This window comes from Nostoc sp. (genome assembly GCF_036916985.1).
In the GTDB taxonomy this organism is placed as follows: Bacteria; Cyanobacteriota; Cyanobacteriia; order Cyanobacteriales; family Nostocaceae; genus Nostoc.
This window is the reverse complement of the sequence record NZ_JBALFD010000001.1, coordinates 13,507-39,710: the sequence shown is the minus strand read 5'-3', so window position 1 is coordinate 39,710 and position 26,204 is coordinate 13,507. Positions and strand designations below refer to the sequence as shown.

Annotated in this window: 22 protein-coding genes, 1 tRNA gene, 1 pseudogene and 1 other annotated feature; of the genes and pseudogenes, 15 read left to right on the top strand and 9 right to left on the bottom strand. The window is 41.1% G+C overall.

What is annotated here, in order from left to right; translation table 11 throughout:
• Positions 1–198: 198 nt before the first annotated feature.
• A complete protein-coding gene (locus V7L07_RS00175) occupies positions 199–1,143 on the bottom strand; it encodes a glycosyltransferase family 2 protein (RefSeq protein ID WP_335053934.1) in 945 nt (314 codons plus the stop codon).
• 154 nt (positions 1,144–1,297) lie between these two features.
• Here V7L07_RS00175 and rplS point away from each other — a divergent pair, with 154 nt between their 5' ends.
• The 8 genes from rplS to rplL all read left to right on the top strand — a co-directional run bounded on the left by rplS (position 1,298) and on the right by rplL (position 5,571).
• Entirely contained in the window at positions 1,298–1,660 is a 363-nt protein-coding gene (gene rplS, locus V7L07_RS00170; protein ID WP_094348921.1) for a 50S ribosomal protein L19, read from the top strand.
• 146 nt (positions 1,661–1,806) lie between these two features.
• Positions 1,807–1,879 (top strand) — tRNA-Trp (locus V7L07_RS00165).
• Positions 1,880–2,060: 181 nt separating this feature from the next.
• On the top strand, positions 2,061–2,282 hold the full coding sequence (gene secE / locus V7L07_RS00160) for a preprotein translocase subunit SecE (RefSeq protein WP_322678465.1): 222 nt from the start codon (positions 2,061–2,063) through the stop codon (positions 2,280–2,282).
• Positions 2,282–2,923: a transcription termination/antitermination protein NusG gene (gene nusG, locus V7L07_RS00155; RefSeq protein WP_179066188.1), complete on the top strand. Its 642-nt coding sequence runs from the start codon at positions 2,282–2,284 to the stop codon at positions 2,921–2,923. Before secE ends, nusG begins: the two co-directional genes overlap by 1 nt.
• A 6-nt stretch (positions 2,924–2,929) precedes the next feature.
• Positions 2,930–3,355 carry a 50S ribosomal protein L11 gene (gene rplK, locus V7L07_RS00150; RefSeq protein WP_094331821.1) on the top strand — a complete coding sequence of 142 codons (426 nt, stop codon included), beginning with the start codon at positions 2,930–2,932 and terminating at the stop codon, positions 3,353–3,355.
• Between the two features lie 112 nt (positions 3,356–3,467).
• Complete coding sequence (rplA, locus tag V7L07_RS00145) at positions 3,468–4,181, top strand: 50S ribosomal protein L1 (protein ID WP_335053932.1); 714 nt, start codon at positions 3,468–3,470, stop codon at positions 4,179–4,181.
• 78 nt (positions 4,182–4,259) lie between these two features.
• Positions 4,260–4,428 (top strand) — a sequence feature (ribosomal protein L10 leader region).
• Positions 4,429–4,490: 62 nt separating this feature from the next.
• Positions 4,491–5,105 (top strand): 50S ribosomal protein L10, encoded by a 615-nt coding sequence (gene rplJ, locus V7L07_RS00140; protein ID WP_335053930.1) that lies wholly within the window; start codon positions 4,491–4,493, stop codon positions 5,103–5,105.
• Positions 5,106–5,184: 79 nt separating this feature from the next.
• Positions 5,185–5,571 carry a 50S ribosomal protein L7/L12 gene (gene rplL, locus V7L07_RS00135; RefSeq protein WP_179066191.1) on the top strand — a complete coding sequence of 129 codons (387 nt, stop codon included), beginning with the start codon at positions 5,185–5,187 and terminating at the stop codon, positions 5,569–5,571.
• 625 nt (positions 5,572–6,196) lie between these two features.
• On the opposite strand, the gene V7L07_RS00130 is transcribed toward rplL, so the two are convergent.
• Together V7L07_RS00130 and V7L07_RS00125 are read right to left on the bottom strand one after the other, a co-directional pair.
• Positions 6,197–6,661, bottom strand: a complete 465-nt coding sequence (locus tag V7L07_RS00130; RefSeq protein WP_335053928.1) for a pentapeptide repeat-containing protein — start codon at positions 6,659–6,661, stop codon at positions 6,197–6,199.
• 300 nt (positions 6,662–6,961) lie between these two features.
• Positions 6,962–7,825 carry an alpha/beta fold hydrolase gene (locus V7L07_RS00125; protein WP_335053926.1) on the bottom strand — a complete coding sequence of 288 codons (864 nt, stop codon included), beginning with the start codon at positions 7,823–7,825 and terminating at the stop codon, positions 6,962–6,964.
• Between the two features lie 122 nt (positions 7,826–7,947).
• On the opposite strand from V7L07_RS00125, the pseudogene V7L07_RS00120 reads away from it, so the two are divergent.
• Positions 7,948–8,556: pseudogene (locus tag V7L07_RS00120) on the top strand (glycoside hydrolase family 10 protein); the annotation flags it as partial.
• A 12-nt stretch (positions 8,557–8,568) separates the two neighbouring features.
• Entirely contained in the window at positions 8,569–8,997 is a 429-nt protein-coding gene (locus tag V7L07_RS00115; protein WP_335053924.1) for a DUF2358 domain-containing protein, read from the top strand.
• A gap of 152 nt (positions 8,998–9,149) precedes the next feature.
• Here V7L07_RS00115 and V7L07_RS00110 read toward each other — a convergent pair whose 3' ends face one another.
• Positions 9,150–10,604 (bottom strand): MFS transporter, encoded by a 1,455-nt coding sequence (locus tag V7L07_RS00110; protein WP_335053922.1) that lies wholly within the window; start codon positions 10,602–10,604, stop codon positions 9,150–9,152.
• Positions 10,605–10,678: 74 nt separating this feature from the next.
• Here V7L07_RS00110 and V7L07_RS00105 point away from each other — a divergent pair, with 74 nt between their 5' ends.
• Complete coding sequence (locus V7L07_RS00105) at positions 10,679–11,188, top strand: phosphoribosyltransferase (protein ID WP_335053920.1); 510 nt, start codon at positions 10,679–10,681, stop codon at positions 11,186–11,188.
• Between the two features lie 200 nt (positions 11,189–11,388).
• Positions 11,389–11,949, top strand: a complete 561-nt coding sequence (locus V7L07_RS00100; protein ID WP_335053918.1) for a 2'-5' RNA ligase family protein — start codon at positions 11,389–11,391, stop codon at positions 11,947–11,949.
• Here the strand turns inward: V7L07_RS00100 and V7L07_RS00095 are convergent.
• The gene (locus V7L07_RS00095) at positions 11,942–18,112 is read right to left on the bottom strand and encodes an AAA family ATPase (protein ID WP_335053916.1); all 6,171 of its coding nucleotides are present in this window, start codon (positions 18,110–18,112) and stop codon (positions 11,942–11,944) included. The two genes, V7L07_RS00100 and V7L07_RS00095, sit on opposite strands and share 8 nt — an antisense overlap.
• A gap of 560 nt (positions 18,113–18,672) precedes the next feature.
• On the opposite strand from V7L07_RS00095, the gene V7L07_RS00090 reads away from it, so the two are divergent.
• Positions 18,673–19,503, top strand: a complete 831-nt coding sequence (locus V7L07_RS00090) for a peptidoglycan-binding domain-containing protein (protein WP_335053914.1) — start codon at positions 18,673–18,675, stop codon at positions 19,501–19,503.
• A gap of 155 nt (positions 19,504–19,658) precedes the next feature.
• On the opposite strand, the gene V7L07_RS00085 is transcribed toward V7L07_RS00090, so the two are convergent.
• Positions 19,659–21,053, bottom strand: coding sequence for an NB-ARC domain-containing protein (locus V7L07_RS00085; RefSeq protein WP_335053911.1), 1,395 nt, complete (start codon positions 21,051–21,053; stop codon positions 19,659–19,661).
• A gap of 447 nt (positions 21,054–21,500) precedes the next feature.
• Here V7L07_RS00085 and V7L07_RS00080 point away from each other — a divergent pair, with 447 nt between their 5' ends.
• Positions 21,501–22,046 (top strand): fascin domain-containing protein, encoded by a 546-nt coding sequence (locus V7L07_RS00080; RefSeq protein WP_335053909.1) that lies wholly within the window; start codon positions 21,501–21,503, stop codon positions 22,044–22,046.
• 153 nt (positions 22,047–22,199) lie between these two features.
• On the opposite strand, the gene cobO is transcribed toward V7L07_RS00080, so the two are convergent.
• From cobO to V7L07_RS00065, 3 genes are all read right to left on the bottom strand, one after another.
• On the bottom strand, positions 22,200–22,877 hold the full coding sequence (gene cobO / locus V7L07_RS00075; protein WP_334777271.1) for a cob(I)yrinic acid a,c-diamide adenosyltransferase: 678 nt from the start codon (positions 22,875–22,877) through the stop codon (positions 22,200–22,202).
• 450 nt (positions 22,878–23,327) lie between these two features.
• Positions 23,328–23,783, bottom strand: coding sequence for a GFA family protein (locus tag V7L07_RS00070; RefSeq protein WP_335053907.1), 456 nt, complete (start codon positions 23,781–23,783; stop codon positions 23,328–23,330).
• Between the two features lie 304 nt (positions 23,784–24,087).
• Complete coding sequence (locus V7L07_RS00065; RefSeq protein WP_335053905.1) at positions 24,088–25,356, bottom strand: plasmid pRiA4b ORF-3 family protein; 1,269 nt, start codon at positions 25,354–25,356, stop codon at positions 24,088–24,090.
• A gap of 194 nt (positions 25,357–25,550) precedes the next feature.
• On the opposite strand from V7L07_RS00065, the gene V7L07_RS00060 reads away from it, so the two are divergent.
• Positions 25,551–26,087 carry a nucleotidyltransferase family protein gene (locus V7L07_RS00060; RefSeq protein WP_335053903.1) on the top strand — a complete coding sequence of 179 codons (537 nt, stop codon included), beginning with the start codon at positions 25,551–25,553 and terminating at the stop codon, positions 26,085–26,087.
• Positions 26,088–26,204 lie beyond the last annotated feature (117 nt).

Genomic DNA, 26,204 nt, shown 5'->3' with positions numbered 1-26,204 from the left:
GATTGAGCTAGAAACCCTTTGGCAGGCATAATAATGCTGAATGCACGGATATATCTAGTTTACCATTTATGCAATTGAAATGTGGAACAGCTTATCAGCTAAAACACATCTAAATATGCATATTTTGATTTCATTAAAATCTTGGGGGGTGGGCATCTTGCCCGCCCTGATTATGCAACTTAAATGCCGATTAGCTGATCACGACTCAATCAACACAAGTTTACGAACCTGAGAATTGTTTCCCTGTGAACGGCGTGATGAGGCAGCAGTTAGCAAAAACTTCCAAGACTGAGGAGAAAGTATAGACAGATCTATCATTGAAAGAAAACTCTTGAGATTTTTTTGCTTCAGTGCTACTAAAATCCAATGGAGTTTCAGGTAATTTTTTATATCTTGAAAAAGAGGAATCTTTGAGCGATGTTCCTCGTTTACCAAGGCGTAAATTTTCTCCTTCATTAAAATATTTGTCGCCAATCGCCGAGACAAAGAAAACTTTTGATTATACGCACCTGGCCAGATAGTGCGGTAAGCAAGACACTGGTTGAAGAAAATCGCATCCCCAAACTGGGCAATCCGAATCCAGGAATCGATGTCATCACAGTTAGCATCGAGTGTGGAATCCCAACCACCAGTTTGCAGAAAAGCATCACGCCGACAAGCTACTTGTACAGGTGTGCCAAAAGGTACAAGCTCTAAGAGCATACCGTAGTGAATATCGGCTTGGGGGATATAAAAAGCTAAACCGGGGCCAACTTGGGGGGTGCGAGAGAGTTCAACTTCATTGCCATCCACCTGAGCCGCCACACAAGAGCAGATTACAGCATCGGGACGAAGTGCGATCGCCTTTGCCATCTCTTCTATGCAGTTGGGCGCTAAATAATCATCATCATCTAAAAACTTAATCCAGTCGCCGCTAGCTTTGGCTACTCCTGCATTTACCGTTGCTGCATGACCAAGGTTCACTTCGTTACGATGGTAAACAACCTTATCCCCTAAACTTTGGAGGTAGGTTTGGGTGTCATCAGATGAACAGTCATCGGCAACAACCACCTCACACTCAATTGTTTGGTTACGAGCCGAATCAATTGCTCTTTGCAGCAAATTCAAGCGATTATAAGTACTGATGACAACGCTAAATTTCATAAATTTTACCCCTGTGGTACAGCATTCTGCAATATAGCTTTGATCTTTAGACCGTTGTATCAGTAAAATTATCAATCCCAACAAGTAGACTGAAATAGGATTATCGATTTATCATTGATGATCGTGAGTTTTTTTTTAAGCAGACAGAAAGACTATGAACGCTCAAGAGATTATCCGCTCCATTGAAGCGGAACAGATAAAATCGAATCTTCCCGACATTTACGTGGGCGACACTGTAAAAGTGGGAGTAAAAATCAAGGAAGGCGAAAAATACCGCGTCCAACCCTACGAGGGAGTAGTAATTGCCAAGCGCAATGGTGGCATCAACGAAACTATTACAGTTCGTAAGGTTTTTCAAGGCGTGGGCGTTGAGCGAGTATTTTTGCTGCATTCTCCCCGCATTGACAGCATCAAAGTATTACGTCGTGGTAAAGTCCGCCGTGCTAAACTGTATTATCTCCGCGATCGCGTAGGTAAGGCAACCCGGATCAAGCAACGGTTTGACCGCCCTTTGTGATTCGTCCTTCAATCATTATGGGAGAAATCTCAAGCGGCATCTGCCGCTGACTTGTTTTCCCAGCGAAATTGAGGTATGATATAAATCGCATATTGCGTTAAACTGAAATTTAGTTCAGCGCAATCACTGATTCAAAAACAGCTTGTGCGCTCTTAGTTCAGTTGGTAGAACGCAGGTCTCCAAAACCTGATGTCGGGGGTTCAAGTCCTCCAGGGCGCGCTCAAGAGCAAAAAACCAAGCCCGAAATAATTACGCAGCTGCTATATTATTAGCAGTTAGCGATAATAATTTCGGGTAAACTTATTGTATTTGCAGTTGTTTTGCTTTCAATTAAGTGGAATAAAGTCGAAACTGCAAATCTGAAACGAACAAAGAGTAAGAAACAAGGGGATAAACGGTCGTGGCCAAAAAAAGTGAAGCCGAATTGCCAGAAACTCCCAATGGGTTTAGCTTTGGCAACTTCATACAGGGAACCAAAGAAGAACTTGAAAAAGTAGTTTGGCCCAGTCGGCAACAGATAGTAAGTGAATCCGCTGCTGTGTTATTAATGGTGGCACTCTCCGCATCTTTGATATACTTGGTCGATGGATTGTTTCATTGGGCAGCAAAACAGGTGTTCTGATGACTTTTGCAACAGATGAACCACGCAACTCAACGTTGCAGTCAGAGGAAACAGCAGAAACAGCAGAAGCAGCGTCCAAAGAAGCACGCTGGTATGCAGTGCAAGTAGCCTCAGGCTGTGAAAAGCGTGTAAAGACTAACTTAGAGCAACGCATTCAAACTTTTGATGTCGCTGACAAAATTGTTCAGGTAGAAATTCCGCAAACGCCAGCAGTGAAAATCCGCAAAGACGGCAGTCGCCAGCATACAGAAGAAAAAGTTTTTCCTGGCTATGTGCTGGTGCGGATGATGATGGATGATGATACCTGGCAGGTGGTACGAAACACCTCCCATGTAATCAACTTTGTCGGTTCAGAACAAAAACGTGGTAGCAGCAAGGGTCGCGGTCATGTCAACCCCATACCACTGAGTGCTTCAGAAGTCGAACGTATATTCAAACAAACCAGCGAACAAGAAGCTGTTGTCAAAATTGACATGGCTACTGGTGATAAGATAATGGTGCTTTCTGGCCCATTTAAAGATTTTGAAGGTGAGGTGATTGAAGTTTCTCCAGAACGGAGTAAACTTAAAGCCTTGCTCTCAATTTTCGGCAGGGATACACCAGTAGAATTGGAATTTAATCAGGTAGAGAAACAGAGCTAAATACAAATGGCGAAGAAAGTAGTGGCGGTCATTAAACTGGCCTTGAATGCTGGAAAAGCCAACCCAGCACCGCCAGTCGGGCCCGCCTTGGGTCAACATGGTGTCAACATCATGATGTTTTGTAAAGAGTACAACGCCAAAACAGCAGACCAAGCTGGAATGGTGATACCTGTAGAAATTTCGGTTTTTGAAGACCGGAGTTTTACGTTTGTACTCAAAACGCCACCTGCATCAGTGCTGATTCGGAAGGCGGCGAAAGTTGAAAAAGGCTCAAATGAACCTAACAAAAAGAAGGTTGGGTCAATTAGCAAAGCACAATTGCAAGAAATAGCCCAAACGAAACTCCCCGACCTCAATGCCAACGATATCGACGCGGCAATGAAGATTGTGGCAGGAACGGCTAAAAATATGGGCATAACAGTCACAGATTAGTCATTAGTCATTAGTAAAAAATCAACAAATGACAAAGGACAGAGGACAAAGGACAAATAATTAAAAATTATCGGGGGAGAGGCGAGGCTTCGGAATTACCCCAGGAGAAAAAATGCCAAAAGTATCGCGTCGTTTGCAAGGACTGCAAGCAAAAGTAGAAGAGAAAGACTATCATCCCCTAGAAGCTTTAGCCCTTCTCAAAGAGACAGCAACAGCTAAATTTACCGAGGCTGCTGAAGCGCACATCAGGTTAGGAATTGACCCTAAGTATACAGATCAACAGTTGCGGACAACAGTAGCACTGCCCAAAGGTACAGGACAAATCGTCCGAGTGGCGGTGATAGCCAGAGGCGAAAAGGTAAACGAAGCTAGCAACGCTGGTGCTGATATAGTCGGGTCAGAAGAGCTGATTGACGAAATCCAGAAAGGTAGACTGGATTTTGACAAGCTGATTGCCACACCGGATGTAATGCCACAAGTGGCAAAACTAGGTAAATTGCTTGGTCCACGCGGTTTGATGCCATCACCCAAAGGTGGAACGGTAACATTTGATTTAGCAGGTGCGATCGCAGAATTCAAAGCTGGTAAATTAGAATTCCGGGCTGACCGAACTGGCATTGTTCATGTTATGTTTGGTAAGACAACTTTCTCGCCTGAAGATTTGTTAGTCAACCTGAAGGCATTGCAGGAGACGATTGATCGTAACCGTCCTTCAGGAGCTAAAGGTCGTTATTGGCGCACATTTTATGTGGCAGCCACAATGGGGCCATCAATTAAAATTGATGTCACTGCCCTACGAGATTTGAAACTGAGCGAAGCAGCTTAACTAAGAGTTAGGAGTTATGAGTTAGGAATTAAGAGTTATGAATTTTATTATTAACTCCTAACTCCTCACTCCTAACTTGAAATTAAATAGGCAAAGCCGGAGACAGCAGGTGCTAATAGCTTAAATATCCTGCCGAGGTTAAAACTCTAATTGTCAAAATTACCACCCACAAAGGTGTGATAACTATGGCGTCAAGAGTTTTAATACTTAACCCCGGCTATATTAGCTGGGGTTTGTTGTTTGGGTTCAGGTTAAGAAAAAACGTAAAAGTAGGGCAATCACCGATTGTTTTAAGGAGGTGAGATTGGAATGGGTAGAACACTAGAAAATAAAAAAGAAATAGTAGCTGACCTCAAAGAAACTTTGAGTGAGTCAACTCTGGCACTGGTAATTGACTATCAGGGGCTAACAGTTTCGGAAATCACAGACTTGCGGCGGCGGCTGCGTCCTAGTGGCACTGTTTGTAAGGTGACTAAAAACACTCTGATGGGCATTGCCATTGAAGGTGATGACAAATGGCAACCTTTGTCAGAATTACTCAACGGTTCTTCCGCCTTTTTGCTGGTAAAAGACGATTTTTCATCGGCAATTAAGGCATACCAAGAATTCCAAAAAGTCACCAAGAAGACAGAACTTCGCGGTGGTGTATTGGAAGGTCGCCTACTCAAAGAACCTGATGTCAAGATACTCGGAGACTTGCCATCTAAGGAACAACTCATCGCCCAAATTGCTGGGGCTATCAACGCCTTGGCTACCAAGATTGCTGTGGGTATCAACGAAGTTCCTGGTTCACTGGCTCGTGCTTTGAAGGCTGTGTCCGACCAAGAGCAAAGTGGTGGTAGCACCGAAACCGCCGTTGTCGAAGATAGCACCACCGAAAGCACTGCTGAAGCTGATAGCAGCACTGAAGCTGCTGCTGAATAGACTTCGTGGTTCATCAGTCAAAAGTCAAAAGCTAATGACTAATGACAAATAAATAATCAAACTTACAGGAGTTATATCAATGTCTGCTGCAACCGATAACATTTTAGAACAACTAAAAACCCTTTCTTTGCTGGAAGCTTCTGAGCTAGTCAAGCAAATTGAAGAAGCTTTTGGTGTAAGTGCTGCTGCACCTGTTGGCGTAGCAATTGCCGGCCCTGGTGTTGTTGCTCCTACTGAGGAAGTTGTTGAGCAAACCGAGTTTGAAGTGATTCTCGAATCAGTCCCAGCTGATAAGAAGATTGCCGTGCTGAAGATTGTCCGAGAATTGACCGGTTTGGGTCTGAAAGAAGCTAAAGACTTGGTGGAAGCTGCGCCCAAGGCAGTTAAAGAAGGTATTGCTAAGGATGCTGCTGAAGATGCTAAGAAGCGCATCGAAGAAGCTGGCGGTAAGGTAACTATCAAGTAGTCACAATTCTATTACCAGTTTTTTATTAAGGAGCCTAAGTTAGGCTCCTTTTTTTATAAATCAATAGGCTTGGGTTAAGGGACTTCCAAATAAAAAAATATTCAATTAACTCTTGTGGGGTGGGCGTCTCGCCATAGGTGTCAAGTTAAGCTCAAACTTCCTATGTCAATAAGCATTTATGCTGATAAATTCGGTTTGAAAGGGACAAAAAACGAACTTTTTCAGGGACTATTAATGCTTTGTTTATTAGCATCACTCCCAGCTTGCCTATAAAAGTTAGAACAAAGTTCACCTTTATACTTCGTTCCTCACAAAACCCATCGTTGACAAATGGGTTTTAACCTTAAGTTGACACTAATGGCGTCTCGCCCACCCCACAATATTGGATAATTTATTTCTTGGAGTTCCCTAATCACAACAGCTTATCAGTGCGATCGCAAAAAGAAACCCCTTCTGCTTTTGTCATAGTAAAGTGATTACAAGACAGAGGGGTTTCATTTATCTTATATATTTCTGTAGAGGCAGGTTTTAAGGATAATTCTGGCAACAAAAAACTAGTTTATTTAATTTAAAACCCGCCAAGACTGAATGTTCTGTTGATTTTAACCTGCCAACTTAGTTGAGGCTATTTCCAATCGGGAATGATGGGGCCGTTGGAATCTTCTCCACCAATACCAATTCCAGTGTTAAATATTTCTGCATCGGTAAGGTTGAGATCGTTCATTGATGCTTGATACACATTAGAATCGTGAATCGTAGCGCGAGTAAAATTTACTCCGTTGAGATTGACTTGCTTCAAATTCACATTGGTTACATAAGCAGATGTTAGGTTAGCACCTGCCAAGTTTGCACCAGTTAAGTCAGCACCTTCAAGGTTAGCTCCTACAAGGTTAGCTCCTTGCAGCTTCGAGCCTCTCAAGTCAGCACCAATTAAATGAGCGCCACTTAGGTTAGCTCCCGATAGATCGCACTTAACACATTCCCCAGTTGAAAGCAGCTTTTGTAAATCCTGTGGATTCTCAGCTCTAACCGAGCTAGCAAAAAATAGGGGAGTTGCTAAGGCCATGGCCGCTAATAGCTGGAGTTTCATAATTTTTCCCCCTTAATAATCAAGTTGCGTCCGTTCTGTCCCTCACAACTCTATTATCTCACTAAACTTCGTGAGGTCAATCTATCTTGTGACAATCTATCTCCTGACAGGTTTGTTGCGATCTGAAAGAGGAATATAAAGTAATGTCACAAACACCATTAATTCTGATTTATGACGATTTTACCTGATAATTCCTCAAAAAAAGCCAGTATTAAATCACTATTAAATCTTTTGAAAAGCTGGATTTACTCACATAGTTGGGTTGATAAGTATTTATACTTTATCAATTGATGGTTGAGCTTAATTCTTCAGAAATTCTCGCATATACTGATTAACCAATTCCGGCTGTTCTTGCTGCACCCAATGGCCACAATTAGGAATGTACTTGATTTGAAAATCCCTGACATAAGCTGCGGTGTTGTAGGTGAGTTCCTTGCCGAGTGCAGTGTCATTTTCTCCCCAAATCATCAGTGTGGGCACTTCCAGAACGCCCCAATTTGGATTTAGCATTCTCTGTTGAAAAATATTGCGGTAATAGTTCAACATTGCTGTCAGGGCACCGCGTTTTGCAGCAGCATCTTTGTACGTGTCAATATCCGCTTTAGTGAAAGCACTCTTGTTAACTGCTGTACCTTTAAAAATTGTTTCAATTGCTTGATAATCTGAAGATTGTAAGAATATTTCTGGCATCCAGGGTAGTTGAAAGAGGAAGATGTAGTAACTACGTTGCAACTGTGGAAGAGTGCGTAAGCCTTGGGCAAATTTGGCAGGATGAGGCAGGTTAAGAATAATTAATCGCTCTACCATTTCGGGATGAGTGTATGCAAAAGCCCAAGCGATCGCACCGCCCCAATCATGTCCAACTAAAACACATTTTTGGTATCCTAACGCTTTAATTACTCCTGCAACATCTTTGATAAATTCATCCATTACATAAGCTGATTGCTCATTTGGTTTATCACTATCGTTGTAGCCACGCAAATCAATGGCGACGACTTTAAAATCTTGAGCAAATTCGGGTATTTGATGCCGCCAAGAGTACCAAAATTCAGGAAACCCATGCAACATCAACATTAAGGGGCCTTCACCTTGGGTAACGTAGTGTAGCTTCACCCTATTAGTAGTTATATAATCGTGTTTCCAAGTTATTTCTATTACAGACATGTGTTGTATTTTTATTTGTGATGGTTATTATGTTTAATTTTGTTATTCAAAACATCTGTTAAAACATAGGTTAAAAATTGCAATTCACCTTTAGATAGATATTGATAATAAATCAACAGATTGTCACCCGTTATCGCCAGGAATTCGATCGCAATCCACCACAGAATCCCAAGGATAGGCAATGGTTACAGTGGCGTGCAGATATTCTCACTGAGTTTTTGGCGCGTCTCTACCGGGAAGTGAAAGCGGTGAATCCTAATTTATTAGTAGCGATCGCACCTAATATTTATGATTGGGCATTCCAGGAATATCTGCAAGACTCGCCCGCATGGCTGAAGCAGGGAATAGTTGACATGATTCAGCCACAGATTTATCGCCGTGATTTTGGGACTTATTCTGCGATCGCTGATAAACTGGTAAACCAGCAGTTCACAGATGCGACACTGCCCAAGTTAGCGTCGGCAATACTGATGAAGCTAGGCTCTTACTGCATTAGTCCAGAATATCTGGTGCAGGTAATTGAATACAATCGCCAACTTGGCATTCAAGGTGAGGTATTCTTTTTTTACGAAGGTTTGCGCGAGAATGATAATGCCTTAGCTAAAGTTTTACGAAATGGACCTTATGCTAAGTCTGCATCATTTCCCACTCTGTCAGATTTAAGTGCGGGTAGCGTGAGTAATAAGAGTACATCTTCAATTTGGCAAAGGTTGTTAAAAAAGATTTTTTAAGGGAAAAGGCGCGTGGAATCTCAATTTTCGCTGGAACAGGTAATTAAGACTTTAAAAGAGGATTTACCAACACTTTTTGAAAAAGATATTTCTTATGATATTTATACACAGGATATCTATTTTAAAGACCCGGTGAATACATTCAAATACAAATTTAACTATCGTATTATATTTTGGACTTTGCGATTTCACGCTCGGCTATTTTTTAACCAAATTTACTTTGATGTGCATGAGGTTTATCAGTCAGCCGAAGACACGATTTTAGCAAAGTGGACAGTACGGGGAGTTTTGCGTGTTCCTTGGAAAGCAGGGTTGCTTTTTAATGGCTATTCAACATATAAACTCAACCCAGATAATTTGATATACGAACATATTGACATCTGGGATCGCAAACCAGGGGAGATTTTACAGCAGTTTTGGCAAAGAGGAGGGGAGAGATAATTAGCTGTTAGATATTCATTCTTGAGACTAAGAATAATTAAGAAAGCGAGGAGGGCAAACTGTGACGATTGACTTGACTGATTATTCACTGCCACCAGTCGAGCAAATTTTGGGCTGTCAAGAATCACCGACGTAGAACGTCGGTGAGTATGTCAACAACTCTCTCTCTTCTCTTGCCGTTCTTTGAGTTTCAGCATGATTTCTGCGTGCATCTCGCGGGTAATCGGGTAAAAATACGTTAAAACTAAGCCTAGAATCAAACAAACTGTAGGTATGGGGCCGACGGCAACGCGAATAGCAAACAGTGCTGATGCTGGTTGGATGGGCGATGGACTTCCGGCTACAGATGCTTGGAAACCGGCTACTTGCAAAGCATTTCCCACCAAAAACAGCCCGAAAGCTAAACCAAATTTTTGCAGCAAAACCATGAAGCCATAAAAAATGCCTTCTCTGCGTTGTCCGGTTTGGAGTTCATCTAATTCAATCACATCTGGAATCATCGACCAGGGAATTAGATAAGCTGTAGATACGCCAAAACCTGCCATGACAGCCATCACATACATCAAAACTATTTGACCTGGTTGTAAGAAAAATAGTCCGGCGGCGGCTATTATCCATAAACTCATTCCCAGAAAATAAACAACTTTTTTCCCAAATTTTTTACTCAGCGCCCCCCAGACAAATAGCATTAGTAGGGCAGTTCCTTGCACTGCAATCAGTATTGTAGGCACATCTGATTGTTTGAGATCCATGCAATTTACTACAAAATAGGGAATAATGCTGGCTGTAATTTGCACTCCTAGCCAAGAAAAAAGATATATACCAATAACAAATAGAAAAGGTCGGTTGCTGAAGACAATTTTTAGCTGTTCTAAGAAGGGGAGAGATGCAGGTTCCTCAGCTTGAATGCGTTTGGACTCAAAAGCCATGATGCGATCGCGGACTCCAAAAACGCACCAATATAATCCTAAAATCGAAATTACCGTACAAATTGCTGCTAAAACGATAACTTGTTGTTGGGGATCTGTAATTTTGGAAAAAACAATTCCCATTAAAATCAATGACAGAATGCTACCACCAATGGAAAATGTAAAGCGAAAGCTGTTAAGGCTGGTGCGTTCATCGTAATCTTGAGTTAGTTCTGGGGTCATCGCCGTATAAGGCAAATTTACAACCGTGTAAAAAGACTGAGATATCACCCCAATAATTACGTAATACCAGAATAAGGGCCAAATATTATCACTATGATTTGCACTAAATTGCGGTACAATCCACTGCAAGAAAAAGAAAATTCCAAAAGGGATTGCTCCATAAAACATCCAAGGAAGACGACGACCCCAACGACGAGATTTCGTCTTATCACTCAGGAAACCAACAAGCGGATCGTTTACGCCATCCCAGATTTTGCTAATCATCAAAATGCTGCCAGCTAAACCCGCAGGGATACCAGCGATATTGGTAAAGAAAAACAGCAGATAAAAGACGGAGATATTTGCAGTAATTGCTGGGCCTAAATCTCCTGCACCGTAAGCCAGCTTTGTTTTTAAGTCGAGTTTTTTACTGAGAATATCTCGTTGGGCATCGCCATCAGCAGCAGAATCTTTCATAATAACTTGCACTCATACTAAGATAAATTTGCAATCGCCATCAATACTAGCTATCTACCACTTCCGTTAGCCTTATGCCAGACCTTTATGTTTCTTGGTCAGATTATCACCAAAAAATTGAACAACTGGCTATTCAGATTTATGAATCCGGTTGGAAATTTAGCCAGATTATCTGTCTTGCTAGAGGAGGACTAAGAGTTGGAGATATTCTCTCCCGTATATACCAGCAACCACTGGCAATTTTAGCAACCTCATCTTACAGTGGCCCTGGTAAACAAGATAGAAGTAATTTAATTTTCTCCCGCCACTTAACAATGACTGCTGAAAAGTTAGGTTCGCGCATTCTTCTAGTGGATGACTTAGTAGACTCTGGGGTAACACTGGAACAGACTATACCTTGGCTCCAGCAATATAGTGATTTCCCCATTGAGGAAATTCGCACCGCCGTACTTTGGTATAAAGCCTGTTCAGTTCTAAAACCCGATTACTATGTCGATTACTTGGCTAACAATCCTTGGATTCACCAACCCTTTGAACACTACGAGCAGATGAACCCCGCAGAATTAGCGGCTAAGGCGAGTTAAGGGGGCAGGGGGCAGAAGGGGGCTTGAAACTTTCCCCAAAAATGTTAATCACCTACAAGGGGCAGAGGTTAAAATCAGCATTGCAAAACTGAATTACGTTAGCGTAGCGGTAGCGATCCCGTTACCCCTGCGGGGAAGCAAGCTACGCGCAGCGTCTCGTAGAGAGCGTCATTACGAATTACGAATTACGAATTATTTTAATGAGCCGTTTTTTTGTCGCCTTTTTACCACCACAAGATATTCAAGATTACGCCAACCAGGTTAAACAGTACTTTGCCGATCGCTATGCTAGTAGCGGGGCGCTAAAGTCTCCGCCTCATATTACCCTGCAACCGCCCTTTGAATGGGCAGATGCTAACCTGTCACTGCTAGAAGCATCTTTAAAAGAGTTTGCTAGTGGACAACAGCCAGTAGGAATTACACTCAGGGGGTTTAGTGCCTTTGTACCTCGCGTCATATACATAAATGTAGTTATAAGTCAAGAAATTTTAACTTTACAAGCTGATTTAATGGCTTATACAGAAAGCAACTTGGGAATTGTTGACAAGGTTTCTAAAACTCGCCCTTTTGCACCTCATATAACAGTTGCATTTCGGGATTTAACAAAGCAGAATTTTAAAGCTGCTTGGCCAGAATTTGAAAAGCGTCAGTTGGATTTTGAGTTTACCGCCGACAAATTAACGCTACTGCTTCACGACGGTAGGCGCTGGAATGTTAAATCGGAGTTTGCTTTTGCTGATGATGGTTTAATTCTCAGTTAGTTTTAACCGCAACTGGAAGCATGATTATAAACTCTGTTCCTTGTCCGAGAACAGAATCTACCTTGAGTGTTCCCCCATGTCGTTCAACGACAATTTGTTGAGCGATCGCTAATCCTAACCCTGTTCCTTTACCTACGGATTTGGTGGTGAACAGGTAATCAAATACCCGTTGCTTCACTTCTTCGGTCATTCCGATCCCATTGTCTGCAATCCGAATCAAAACTTGCTCTCCATTTTCAGCGAGACGAGTTTGAATTGTAATCTGATGGGGGATTGCTTGAATATTTGCTAAATTGCGTTGCCGATGTGACTCTTCTAGTGCATCGATCGCATTTGCTAGTAGATTCATAAATACCTGGTTTAGCTGGCCTGCAAAACATTCCACGAGAGGTAAATTGCCATAGTCTCTCACCACCTCAATTGCCGGATGATGTTCATGAGATTTTAAGCGATGTTTGAGAATTAAAATGGTACTATCTATGCCATCGTGTAGGTTGAAAGGTACTTTGTAATCCTTATCAGACCTAGAGAAAGTGCGGAGGCTGGTACTAATTTCATGGATGCGATTGACTCCTAGCTTCATTGAGTCGATTAATTTGGGTAAATCTTCTCGTATATACTCCAAATCAATTGCATTGATTTCATCTTCCAAATCCTGTCCGGGATTAGGTAACTTTTCTTGATATAAGTTAATTAGCCCAAACAAGTCTTGCACATAATCTTGAGCGGGTTTGAGGTTGCCTGCAATAAAGCCAACGGGATTGTTAATTTCATGGGCAACTCCAGCAACGAGGCTCCCCAGTGCTGACATTTTCTCGTTTTGGACTAACTGAAGTTGGGTTTGTTGGAGATGCTGTAGTGTTTGTTCTAGTTGGGTTGCCTGTTGACGAGTTTTGATCAGTAAATCTGTTTGCTGGAGTGCAACCCCCATTTGGGCGGCAATTTGTTGGGCAAATTGGATCTCGGAGGCTTGCCAGTGACGAGGTTGATTGCATTGGTGAATACAGAGTAGTCCCCAAAGTTCGTTATCTTGCATAATTGCCACAACCAGCGAGGCTCTGATATTGAATTGCTCCAAAATCGCCCGATGGCAATCTAGGACTTCACCTGTTTGGATGTCTGCTATTGCACAGAAACGTCCCTGTTTATATAAGGTTGCGTAGTTTTCGCCAAAGCAATGATCTTGAATTTTGATCGCCAAGGCCGAAGGAAATTCAGGTAGTACATCTTCGGCAATAAATTCGCCGTATTCATACCCTGATTCGAGATGAAACTGATAGATTCCCACCCGATCGGCGTTGAGAATGGGACGAATATTCTGGGTGACTGCACAGAAAATAGCATCCAAGCTTAAAGATTCTCGCATCTGGGTGACAACATTAAATAAGGTCTTCTGTTGGGCGAGCGATCGCTCTAATTGTTGAGCATAAGTCTGCGCTTGCTGATAGAGGCGGGCATTTTCCAGGGCGATCGCGGCTTGAGTGCAGAGCAAATTCAGAATTTCGACGCGTTCGCTTGTAAATACTCCAGTGGTTAGTCTATTCTCTAAATACAAAATTCCCAACAGTTTGCCTTGATGAATAATCGGTGTACACAACAAACTTTTGGGTTGTTCACGAATAATGTAGGCATCACCGATTAATAAAGGATGAGTAGTTGCATTGATAATATTCGTGGGTTGCAAGGTGCGCTTAACGTTATTGATTAGTGAAATAGGTAAATCCTGTGAGTCTTCTAGAGGTAGCGATTGCATTACTATTGATGACTTTCCAACTGTAGTAATTCCCTCAATCAGCAATCTTTGTTTTTCGAGTAGTAGTAAGACACATTTATCTGCTCCAGCATTTTCAATTACGACATTCAGCAATGTCGAAAGCAGTTTTTCCAGTTGAATTTCACTAGAGAGTGTTTGGGAAGCTTTTAGGAGTGTTGCTAAATCCAATGCAACTGACACACCACTACTGGCAGATGTCGTGGAGGTGACATAATTTAAGTTTAAAGTGCCGTTATCAGTGGGGCTAATTGTGACATCAGCCATCATCTGTATTTTCTCTTGTTGCAAAATGGGGGCTAAAAGCTGCGGATAAGTTCGTTCTAAATCTTCAACCTTGGCTTTCGCTCCCCAACGAGAGTATGCATAGTAGGCATTGAGTAAATAATCTTGAGCAAGTCGCTCTTTACCCCATACCAAGTAAAATCGTGCCGCGAGTTCGTTGGCTAAAGCTTCTTCATTCAGGTATTGATTTTCCTGAGCTAAAGCAATGGCAAAATCATAATATTCAACTGCCTCAACTTTATTGCCCAAAACGCGATGCTGTTCTGCTTCCACTAAATAATACTTGTGCAAATGATTGGCTGGAATATGGCCAGCCCACTTTTTGATTTTTTCCTGGTTAGCAATTACTTGTTGGTGAATAGATTGTTGTTCGGCTTCAGAAACTTCAGAATAGATAGCTAAATGTGCTAGAGAGTCATAAGTGTGGAAAACTGGAACTAGGAATAAACCTGTAGCACCACCCAAGTAGTTTTTGATGGCGATCGCAGCTTCAACTGCTAGCTCAAATTTGCCAAATGTATAGCCAAGAACTAATTTGCTGACATAGAAATAGCATAGCGCCGTCTGATCGCCCGATCGCTGGAGGATTGGCAACATTTCCTCTTGATCGAAGGCGCTACCAATCAGTTGCCATGCTTCTGAAGCATCGCCGATTAAATTCAAAATCGCTTGCTGAAAAATAGTTAGATGGCTGAGAAGTCCTTCCTGTTTAAGGTGAGTCAATTGACTACGGAAAGCAACACTTTCTCGGCTGAGATCGCCTAGTTCTTTGCCAACAAACCAAGAGTGCATCACGTAAACAAATGCACAAATGGTAGCCGATTCTAAATCTCCTGTTTCCAATCCACTTTGATAGCCTTCTCTGAGAAACGCTAAGGTATTCTGAAGCGGCTGCTTCCAGTGCCATACGCTACACTGAACTCCAACATAGGTTCTAGCTTTCATTTCTTTGGCATTCAACCGTTCGAGCAACAAGTACGCCAGTTGTGCAAACTGATAGCCAGACTCAATGTCTCCGATTACCCCACATAACATCAGTCCATAGTAGGCATAACCATTTGCGGAGTATGAGATATTGCCATATTGAATCGATAAATTCACCTGCTCAAGAATAATAAATGGTAAAAGAGATGGCGCGACCACATAAGCAGAAGAAGAGACATTTGTCAAAATTCTGATGGCGGCGATCTTTTCCGGCTCTGTCATCTGGGGTAGAGTAATTAAATCTAACGGCTGTCTACCTGCTAAAATGAAGTTAGTTGCTGCACATGCCTGAGCAATATCTGATTCGTTCGGTTCCTGGGGAAAACTGATTCCGAGACACTGCAAAATCTCCAGGGCAATTTGTACTGCCTCTAGAAATTGATGTTGGGCTTGAGCCGCTTGAATCTTGATTTCATAGACCTTGACGGTATCCAACAGGGTGCTGGCGTGTTTTAAAATGACTGCCGCAAATTGTGGCATCTGCTCTAGATTGCCACTCAAATAAGCAGCTTCAGCAGCACCTTCATAAAGTGCCAAAGTTAACTGATATTGTGTTTGCCAGCGTTCCTCTGCCAGTAAGGCAATGCCTGTGCAAAGATACTCAAAGGCTGCTGTATAAGCAGTTGCGGCTCTGGCTTTCCTGCCAGCTTGTAGATTGAGTTGAGCAAGTTCGGTTTGCTGCGATCGCTCACTAATTAGATTTTTGCCAATATTAAATTGGTTGACAATTTCAAACAGCTTTTCGTCTTGCTGCGCCAGGGTTGTATTCTTTAACAGTAGTTGCCCAATTTTGAGGTGAGTTGCTTGTTTTTGCTCCTCTGGAATCAAAGAATAGGCAGCTTGTTGGACGCGATCGTGTAGAAATTTGTAATTGGGTAATTGGGATGATTCACCCAATCTAGGCGATATCTGGTGACAAGACGTTTCGGGACTGGGGACTGGGGACTGGGTACTGGGGACTGGGGACTGGGGACTGGGGACTGGATACTGGGTACTGGGTATAAATTCTTCAAAATTTGGTGGGGGATTTAGATCCGCCACCAAATTCTCCCAATCCCCATTCCCAGAGTTCTGGAAAAACTTATAAATTTCACTAGTTGGTAAAATCAAACCCTCTTGCAGCGCTTTCCACAAGTCTACAGCAGTTTCATCTGGGGGTTTTTCATAGACAATGGCCAAGGTTGGCAGGTCAAAAGAGTTACCAATACAGGCGGCTAATTTTAAGACGCATTGGGTGGAAGTAGGCAACTTCTGGATTTGATGCGCCATAAACTCGACAACATCATCGGTAAGCGTCAGTTCTTGAATTTGAGCAATATCCCCTTGCCAATATCCCTTTTCAACATCAAAGGTAATCCATCCTTCTTCATGCAATGCCTTGAGTAACTGGGTGACAAAAAAGGGATTGCCTTTAGTTTTCCGATATACCAATTCTGTCAAGGGTGCTGCTAGCGCTGGTGGACAACTAAAGGTATCGGCAATCAAATGATTGAGGTCGGATGGCTTCAGGGAAGTTAGAGCGATCGTGTTAATTACCGCTCCAGTTTTGCCAATGTCGCTCAGGGCTAGCATCAGGAGATGACCAGGAGAGACTTCATTATCTCGATAAGCACCAATGAGCAACAGATAGCCCGTTTCTGTGTCACTCATCAGTAGTTGCATGAGATCGAGTGAAGCCGAATCAGCCCATTGCAAATCATCCAAAAAAATCACTAGGGGATGTTCTGGGGTTGTGAGTACCTGAATAAACTTTTGGAATAGCAGATGGAAGCGATTTTGAGCTGCACTTCCTGAGAGTTCAGGCGTAGGAGGTTGCTTGCCAATAATTTGTTCGAGTTCAGGAATGACCTCAATAATTACCTGCCCGTTTTCACCCAAAGCCGAGAGAATTTTCGTCTGCCATTGCTCCAGTTGGGCATCTGTTTCGGTTAGAAGTTGCGCCATCAAGTCTCGTAATGCCAGCACAAAGGCCGAAAAGGGAATATTGCGCCCAAATTGGTCGAATTTACCTTTAATGAAATAACCCCTCTGTCGGACAATCGGCTTATGGACTTCGTTAACGATCGCTGTTTTGCCGATACCAGAGAAGCCTGCAACTAACATGATTTCTCTACTACCGCCACTGATCCGGTCAAAGGCTTGCAGTAAGTTAGCTACTTCGGTTTCACGACCATAAAGTTTTTCTGGGATGAGGAAGCGATCGCACACATCCCGTTGAGCAATTGGGAAACTTTCAATTCTACCTGTTTCCTTGAGTTGAGCCAAACAAATTTCTAAATCATATTTCAGTCCTAATGCACTCTGATAGCGGTCTTCAGCATTTTTCGCCATCAATTTCATCACGATATCTGAAATCATCTGCGGAATTTCTTTTTCTCTCCTGCCTCCTGCTGCGCTATCCTGCCTTCTGCTTGTTAATTGTTTTGGTTGTTTGGCAATGTGACAGTGAATCAGTTCCATCGGATCGTTGGACTTGAAGGGCAGTTGACCCGTGAGTAATTCAAAAAAAGTCACTCCTAATGAGTAAAAATCACTACGATAGTCGATACCCCGGTTCATTCGTCCAGTTTGCTCTGGAGAAAGATAAGCGAGAGTACCTTCCAAGACCTGGAGATTTTTAATTTCTTGGGTTTCTCTAGGCAGCAGAGAAGCGATGCTGAAGTCAATCAGTTTAACTTGTTTGGTTTCTGGATGAATGACAATATTGGCTGGCTTGATATCTTTGTGGATGATTCGGTGCTGATAGAGTCCGTTGAGAATATCAGCTAGATGAATCGCGATCGCGAGAAATTCACTTAATTTTAGTGGTCGTATTTTAGTATATTCCCAAAGTGAAACGCCTCCAAAATCTTGCATCACAAGTGCATAGCTATTACGATAGGTTTCTAGACTGTAGGGTTGAACAACACCCGGTAAATCAAGATTTTTGGTGATTGTGTACTGATTGCGGAACTGCAAAAGTTCGCTAAATGATGGGTAATCACGTTTTAGGTATTTGATGATCACAGGTCGCAGGTCTATATCTCGAATACCCCGATAGACAATAGTCCTAGAACTGAAGTAAAGTTGCTCAACAACTTGATATCCTTCCATTACAACTGTCCAATCTAGTTCTATTGTCATATACCCTGACCTCATTCTAAGAACTTTCTTTCAATTTCTATACTAATTAATTATTCCCAATTAATAGTTTTTTTAACATCAAAATGTAATTCATTCTCCAAAAAAAATCAGTCCAAGATTTTTTGGGAAATAATTGAATCTATTATGTTTTTTTAGTAATATAGTTATTAAGATAGATAAATAAGTAAGAATTAATACGTAGATAATTTTGAGAAAATTCATCAAATTCTTAATTAAGATATAGATATCAATCCTAAATAATTTGTAAACAATTAGATCCCCGACTTCTTAGACAAGTCGGGGATCTAAGCCTTGCGATCAAATTTAATTTATCAATACCTTCGCCAATTTGCGAGGGTGGGTTGATGTAAGCTGTTGCGCCTACAAATTGCATCCATCACAAGCATGATTAGGCAAAACGAGCTGTACTACCCTACTGCGTAGTATCATCAATAGTTGAGAAGAAGCGATCGCGATCACCCTTTCTTTTTCTCGATGTGTAGTCGCCTACGCCAAACGTCACACATCATCTAACTTTTGGAACGTCTTGAAAACAATAAATGTTAGATTTATTTATTTCTACTTACCTAATTTTTGTAAACCAAGATACATTAAATGGTAGTTTAATCGCAAAGGAACCAAAACGTATGTCCGTTAGTAGCCCTGAAGTCATCCGTCATATATTGATTGGGCTGGGATATTTAGCTCCTGAGATTGATCCTAACCCGGATCTCACTAAATTTGCTCCCTGGAAGCGGAATAACAACTCCTTGACAGATGATCCTACTGAAGAAGCCATTAAAAAGTTTCAGAAACAGTACCCACAAAAACTTACGGTTAATGGTAATGCTGATGCCGAGACTCGAACTGTAATGGAAGATACAGTCAAAGGGCTTCAGAATAGATTGAAGTTTCATGGTTTTGCAAGCAATGCCGAAATTCCTCCCGACAAGCCTTTTTATGGCCCAGCTACTTATACAGCAGTCAAGAGATTTCAGAAATCTCAGGGTTTAACTGAAAATGGTATTGCTACTATTGAACAGCGTCAAATTCTACAGCAACCGAGTCTCACAGATAAGCCCCCAACTCCACCTCAGTCACAACTCAAGCTGATAGATTTGTGCTTTCAATTCAAAAAAAATCCTCAAAATCCTTCTTACATTGCAGCGTTAAATAACTTACAACTAAATCTACCCAAGGATGTTTTAAACAAAGTTACTAACAAATGGAGAGGAACAAACGATCAAAACCCTGAGATTGTCAAGCTGACAAATCTTTTTACTTATTATGATGACAACAATGCAAACCATCGTGATGCACTAAATCACTTACAAAGTCAGATTACCCCAGCCATCTCTCAAGCATTTTTAAATCTCTGGAATAAGAAGTAAACAAATACAGTAGAATTCAGAATTTAGAATTCAGGAGTAAAACACGCTTTATGAAGAAGGGGAAGGGGGAAGGGGAAAAGGTAAAAACCTTGCCCGCAAGTGGCGCGACCTGTTCATCCCTTTTCCCTTTTATGGCTTGCAGCTGTGGAAAGATGTCAATTTTGGATCTGGATGATCTGAGGAACGTTTTGTTGATACTTTTTAGATTTCATCTTGTAGCTAACTTTATTTTCGATTAATTGGTTATTAATATATTCTCTGACTATGGGTGATAGAGAGAAAAGAGCAGCATTTTTATGAACTAGCGATCGCTCTTGCAGAACTGACAAAGCCTCTAGTAATTGTTGTGGTGATACTAAGGTGGATATTTGCGATCGCAATTCTGAAAATGAAACTGGCTGAGAATTAATTGCTAGCCACTGTGTAATCTGCTTTTCCACGTTTGATAACCGATTAAGATGTTGTTTGACTAGATAGTAAATCTCACCAAAAACTACTACATCTTGCTTGATAAATTCACCAATTCTGCCATCAAATAACTCTTGAATGGTAGTAGAGACGATATTTAATGCCAATGGATTGCCTTCATAGCGTTCAATGAGCTTGTTCCACTCGATATTTGAACCGCAAAAGTAACCCTTGGCATTAAATATTTCCTGGATGTCTTGTATCTGTAACCCTTGTAGTTGCAAGACGCGAACAGGTAATTTTTTACCCTCCATTCGCCTAATTTGATTTGGCTTTTCCCGACTTATTAACATCAAGCAACTTTGATGAGATGTTTCTCCTAATTGTCTAAAAAATTGACCATAACTTTCATTTTCTGGACAAGGATAACTATAATCCCCATTATCGGCAGCATCTTTTAAAATTGCCTCTGCATTATCTAAGATCAACAAACAACGATGTTTCTTGAAATAATTAATCAACTGAGAAATTCTACCTTCTACCGTTTCTGGTAAATGAGTTGACTGATCGGTTGATAAAACTTGGAGTAGATGGGCTAGCATATCTTTGACTGGTGGCGCATTGCGGAGAGTTCGCCAAATCACAAACTGAAACTGTTCTTGAATTTCAGTAGCCAACTTCATCGATAGCCAAGTTTTACCAATTCCCCCCATACCTAATAGTGTCACTAACCGACAGCGATCGCCTATTATCCATTGTTCCAGTGTCGCCAATTCTGCTGTGCGTCCGTAAAAGATAGATACATCTGGTGCATCGTCCCAATCAATACAGTTTAAGGTTGGGGATTCTAGATTTTGGGTAGGATTTTCAATGGGAGGTAATTGATAATCACTTGCTTCCAGTCGTAGGTTAAAAGCCTTAAAACAGCAATTGAGGCTTTGCTTATCTACCCCGATTTGACACCGAAATACTTTCATCAGGGTATCTGGATCTAAGCCAGTACGTGACCTGAGTTGTTCCAAAGTGTAACGTTGATCGGAGTTTTCCCAACTTTCTGCTTGACATTTAGCCGTGTGTAGTTTCTGAAATCCTTCAGTGGTGAGAATTACACCACGTTTACGTCTGGGTTTTTGTCGATTCATCACATCACAAGCCTATTGTATTTATCAATACATTTGTGGACTAGCGAAACTAACTATTTTTGGTATCTTACCAAACTGACAAATAAAGTAAATAAATATACAGAAAATTTTATTGCCAGGAAAGATTTTGGTTATTTTGTACAGAATATAAAATTTTATCCGATGTTAAGCGAATTCAACCATATTACTTATCAAATTGCCAAAACTACAAAGTCTTTCTGGGAGAGCTTTTTGCTGATTGAGGGTAATAAATTCTTAACTTCTTTCTTAAGTTCCTAAACTTCGGTTGTCAATATTGGGTTTAGATAGTCAAACTGTATTCAGTTCCAAAAAATACCGATTGGAGCATTGTTTTTAACAATGTTTGAGCAGTGAAATTGCGGATTTCTGAAGTTTCATCAGTCACAATCTACTTGGTTCTGTAGTTTTTTCCTGAGGTATGTGAATATGTCTGTCATCAAGAAAATTATTGCTGGTTTTATACAACCTGTTGTTTCTGTTTTACTAGTGGTTTCTCTGGTATTTGGTTTTGCTAGCAATGCTTTTGCTCAATCCATTCCTTTAGTTAGCCTCAAAACAGGAGACACCATTGCCCTGCGATCGGATACAGGTAAGTATCTAAGTCGAATTAATCGTGGTAGCGTAAATCCTGCTGAAGCTGCAAAGGATGCCATTGATCCTTACTCTAAATTTAAGGTGACAGTTTTAGATGGCAATAAAGTTGCTTTACAGGCAGACACAGGTAAGTATCTGAGTCGCATTAATTACACATCAAATGGCAGAAATACCATTGAAGCTGCAAAGGATACTGTTGATCCATTTTCTCAATTTAATGTGAAAGTTTTAGACGGCGGTAAAATCGCTTTACAGTCGGATACTGGTAAGTTCCTGAGTCGTATTAATTACGGCGGTGCAGGTGGTCAAAATCCCATTGAAGCTGCAAAGGATGCCATTGATCCATATTCTCAATTCCAGGTCGAAATCCTACCCTAGTATTTCTTTCGAGGTTAGAGAGACGCGATAAATCGCCGTCTCTACAAGGAATTTATCTGTCAATTAGTTATTGACATACGAAAATTAAAAACCAGGTTTCTGAATCTCTGTAGAGATTAGAAACCTGGTTTTTTAACAATTCTGAATTCTGATTTAATACTCAATTCCCGGTTGTGCTTTCACACCTTGATCGCGGAAAGGGTGCTTAACTAGAGTCATTTCGGTTACTAGGTCAGCACGCTCAATTAAAGCCGATGGTGCGCCTCTACCTGTGAGAATAACGTGTTTGTTAGCGGGTTTTTGCGCCAAACCCGCTAAAACATCTTCTACTGGTAAGTAGGCCATTTTGAGGGCGATATTGATTTCATCTAACAACACCAGATGAAAGTCTGGGTTGCGGATGTATTCTAATGATTTTTCCCAGGCGGCGCTAGCTTTGTCAAGATCGCGATCGCGGTCTTGAGTTTCCCAGGTAAAGCCTTCGCCCATTGCGTGAAATTCTATCTGGTCTTCCCAATAGCTGAAAACCCTTTTCTCAGAAGGTTCCCAGCTACCTTTGATGAATTGAATGATCGCTACTTTATACCCATGACCTAGCGATCGTAACACCATCCCCAAAGCCGCAGTGGTTTTACCCTTGCCGTTACCAGTATTTACAATAATTAACCCTTTTTCTGGTACGGCTTCTGCTATACGCTTGTCTTGAACTTCTTTGCGTCGCTGCATCTTTTTGCGGTACTGTTCATCAGTCAGAGACGAAGACATTACCTCATCAATCAAGCGCCCAATTTCTTGGTCTGAGTTCAATTCTTGCGGTGTATCGTTTTTCATCAAGCTTGTCTAGAAATAACTGTTAAAAGTGTTGAAAATGAACCAAAATCGTCTTACTTATCCAATTTCACCTAAATTACTTGATTGGAAATGTCCAGTTAAGTCTTCATGTGAAATATTCATAGTGTGTTAGCTTTATTAATGATTTGCAGACAAGTAGAAATATATATGATACACAAACTGAACTTATAATTTGAGTTTACTATTACTGTTTTAAATAATTTAATATGTTCATTAAAGTAGTTTACCAGTAAAAATTTATTATTATCTCCATAATGTTTTGAATTTTGTTAGCGCAGCGTAAAGCCTTCTCTACGAGAGGCTCCGCCAACGGCATGGCTTCTCGTAGAGACGCTGCGCGAACGCTTAGAGCGAGTCTGCGTACCCTTACAGGGAAGCAAGCTACGCTTTTAGCGTCTCGTAGAGAGCGTCATTTTGAATTTTTAATTGTTAAGGATGTTGTTGTTTCCATTTTTCCCATAAAGGCTGCGTATCCTCTGGTTGACCGTCATAGTTGAGTAATTGGTCTGAAATTATTACCCATGACTGGGCGCTGCGTGTCCAAATGTTACCAACTGGGCGTAACCAACTTGTATCATCTAAGGTTCCAGCTTTGACATTGATAGTATTTGGATGGTAAGTCCGTTCATGGAACAACCGCGTTCCGCAGTCGCCACAAAACAGATTATTTACTTCACGTCCGCTATCATTTTTCCGAGTCCAAGATTTAGGTTTTCCTTGAACAATTACAACAGCATCTCGTAGTACTGTAAGAGACATTCCAAAAGCACTAGAAGATTGTTTTTGACACTCCTTGCAGTGACATAGGTAAAGGGTTAATGGTTGGGCATGAATTTCATAACGAATCTGTCCACATTGACAACCTCCAGTATATGGAAGACTCACAAGTTTTATCTCCTGATATTTTTTTTGCTTTATTGTAACTATAACTATCTCAATCTTAGAGGATATTTGAAAAGTTTTGGACGAATATAATTCGCTACTATACTAGTATTGTACGCCTCTACGAACTAACACAAAGTCAAGGTTTTTAACCCACAGACATGGGTAAACTCTCGTGTAGCTGCAATTTCTAATCGCCTGGACGAGTAATAAATTAGACTTTTCAAATTAACCTCTTAAAGCGGGTTTTGTTAAACACAAACAGAAGACACGTGGACACGATTCTCTGCGCGTCCCTAAATCCCCCTTATTCTTCATCTTCATCCAATTCATCATCCTCACTCCAATACTGTTGAGGTGCATTTCCATGAACATCTAAAATCTTGGCTTTTTTAATTTTCTTATCAGGTGGATTAATTGTTTCTAACTGCACATCAAATTTCCAGTTGTCACCAAAATCATAAAGATAGGTCATTTTACCACCTGCTTCTAAAGATAAATCACCAATTTGCACTTGGTCTGCAAATGGCGGTGTTTCCATGTAGGCATGACCGATTTTTATGATGCGACCAAAATGGTCTTTATAACTAAATTCGTACAGGTGATCGTAATCAAAATCAAAGGCATCGAGAATTGTCTCTGCTAGCCAGCTTAATGGTTTATTTGCTGGTATGGCAATGCGTCGCCAAGCTTTAGAAAGGGACACTTTAAAAACATAAATACCATCCGTGAAGCCTTGCTTAGGAACAAGTAAATTATGCTCCCATTCTGGAAAAAATGGTTGTAAATGTGACTGTAACTTTCCAAAAGTCACATTTACATCATCCTGTAATTCTCCTCGTATTCCCAATGGAAATAGTAATCGTAACAAAGCATCACCAAAGGGTAAGCGTTGTAAACTAGTAATCCGCCACCCCTTGCCTTCTTGTGGTTTTCCATGTTTGATAGATAACAATCCAAATAACTCTAACAGGGCAACATTATGCAGACCGGGGTAATAACTAATATCGTGTTGGTTTTCATACTTAGGAAACTTTAAACCTTTATCTGGGACGCGGGGCCATAGCTGTATACATCTAAATAAATTCCCTAATGAATCTTGATGTTCACCCAAAATTTCGTTATTTCCCCAAATCAACCAAGCTTCTAATAAGTTGAAATAACGTTCTGTTAAGTTCAGGCTTGACCATGATTGTAAAGTTGCTGCGTCTAAAACTAAAACCTGCTTTTTCCCTTGGGATCTAATTTGGGCTATTCCAGAACTCCGTAATAACAGATATAGTCCATTAATGTAGGGATATGATTTCTGTACGGGGCGTTTGAGTTTAGTTTCAATTGGGTGACTTAACCGAGAATTAACTTCTGATAGTACTTTTAGCGGTAGAAGGTTATTAACACTACTAACTTCCACTCCGTTTGGTTGCAAGAAATCTATCAGGGTTTGAAAGTCATGTAGAATCGTACCGGGTTGATTTTCATCAATACTGAGTTCTTGTAGAAGTTGTTGTTGTGACTCTGCAAGGGTTGGTAGTTCAGGATTGAGTGTGCGTTCTAGTCGCGCAAATAAATCTTCCATAAATAAAAATTATTAATTATCAATTCACAATTTAACCTTCGTGTAACCTTGTTTTCTTTATACTATGACTTCAGCAGTTATCCTCAAAAAGATTGACTTGCCAAGTGTCACAGCAGGACTATCAACACCGTAAGTTTCATGAAATGTGAATGATAATATTTTCACCTTTTACTTGACAACCACAAGCATTTAATATGAATAGTAACACTCGCCTACAGATGATTTTAGCTGATACACGTATTAATACAGTATTACCTGCGATCGCTCAACTAAATCTACCTAACTGGTGGTTAGCCGGTGGTGCAGTCCGAAACACCATTTGGTCTGCAATTTTTGGCAATGACTGTGGGTTAGGTATTAAAGATTTTGATATTGCATTCTTTGATATAGAAGGAAATCGTTCCCAGGAACAAGTAGCAAAGACAACCCTCACAGAAAAATTTCCTCATGACGAGTTTGATGTCAAAAATCAAGCCAGTTTTGCTCGTTGGCGACTTGGCAGCAGACCTTATACTAATACAGAGGATGCGATCGCAGATTGGCTGCATACTGCTACTGCTGTGGGAGTTCGACTAGATGCACAAGGGCAATGGCAATTTTTTACACCCTACGGCTTGGATGACCTATTTGGTGGCATTATTCGACCGACACCAACGCATACTCATAATATAGACGCACACAATAAGGCCTCTGGTTTTTTACAAAAGTGTCCTTATCTGCGGTTGGCGTAAAAATTACAGTCAGATTTTAGCTACTACTTTCCTTTACCAGGGAATAATCATTTTTTAATGTACAACCCTTGAGTATGGAATTCCAATGTTAATAATTTTCTCCTGCTGGGAATAATT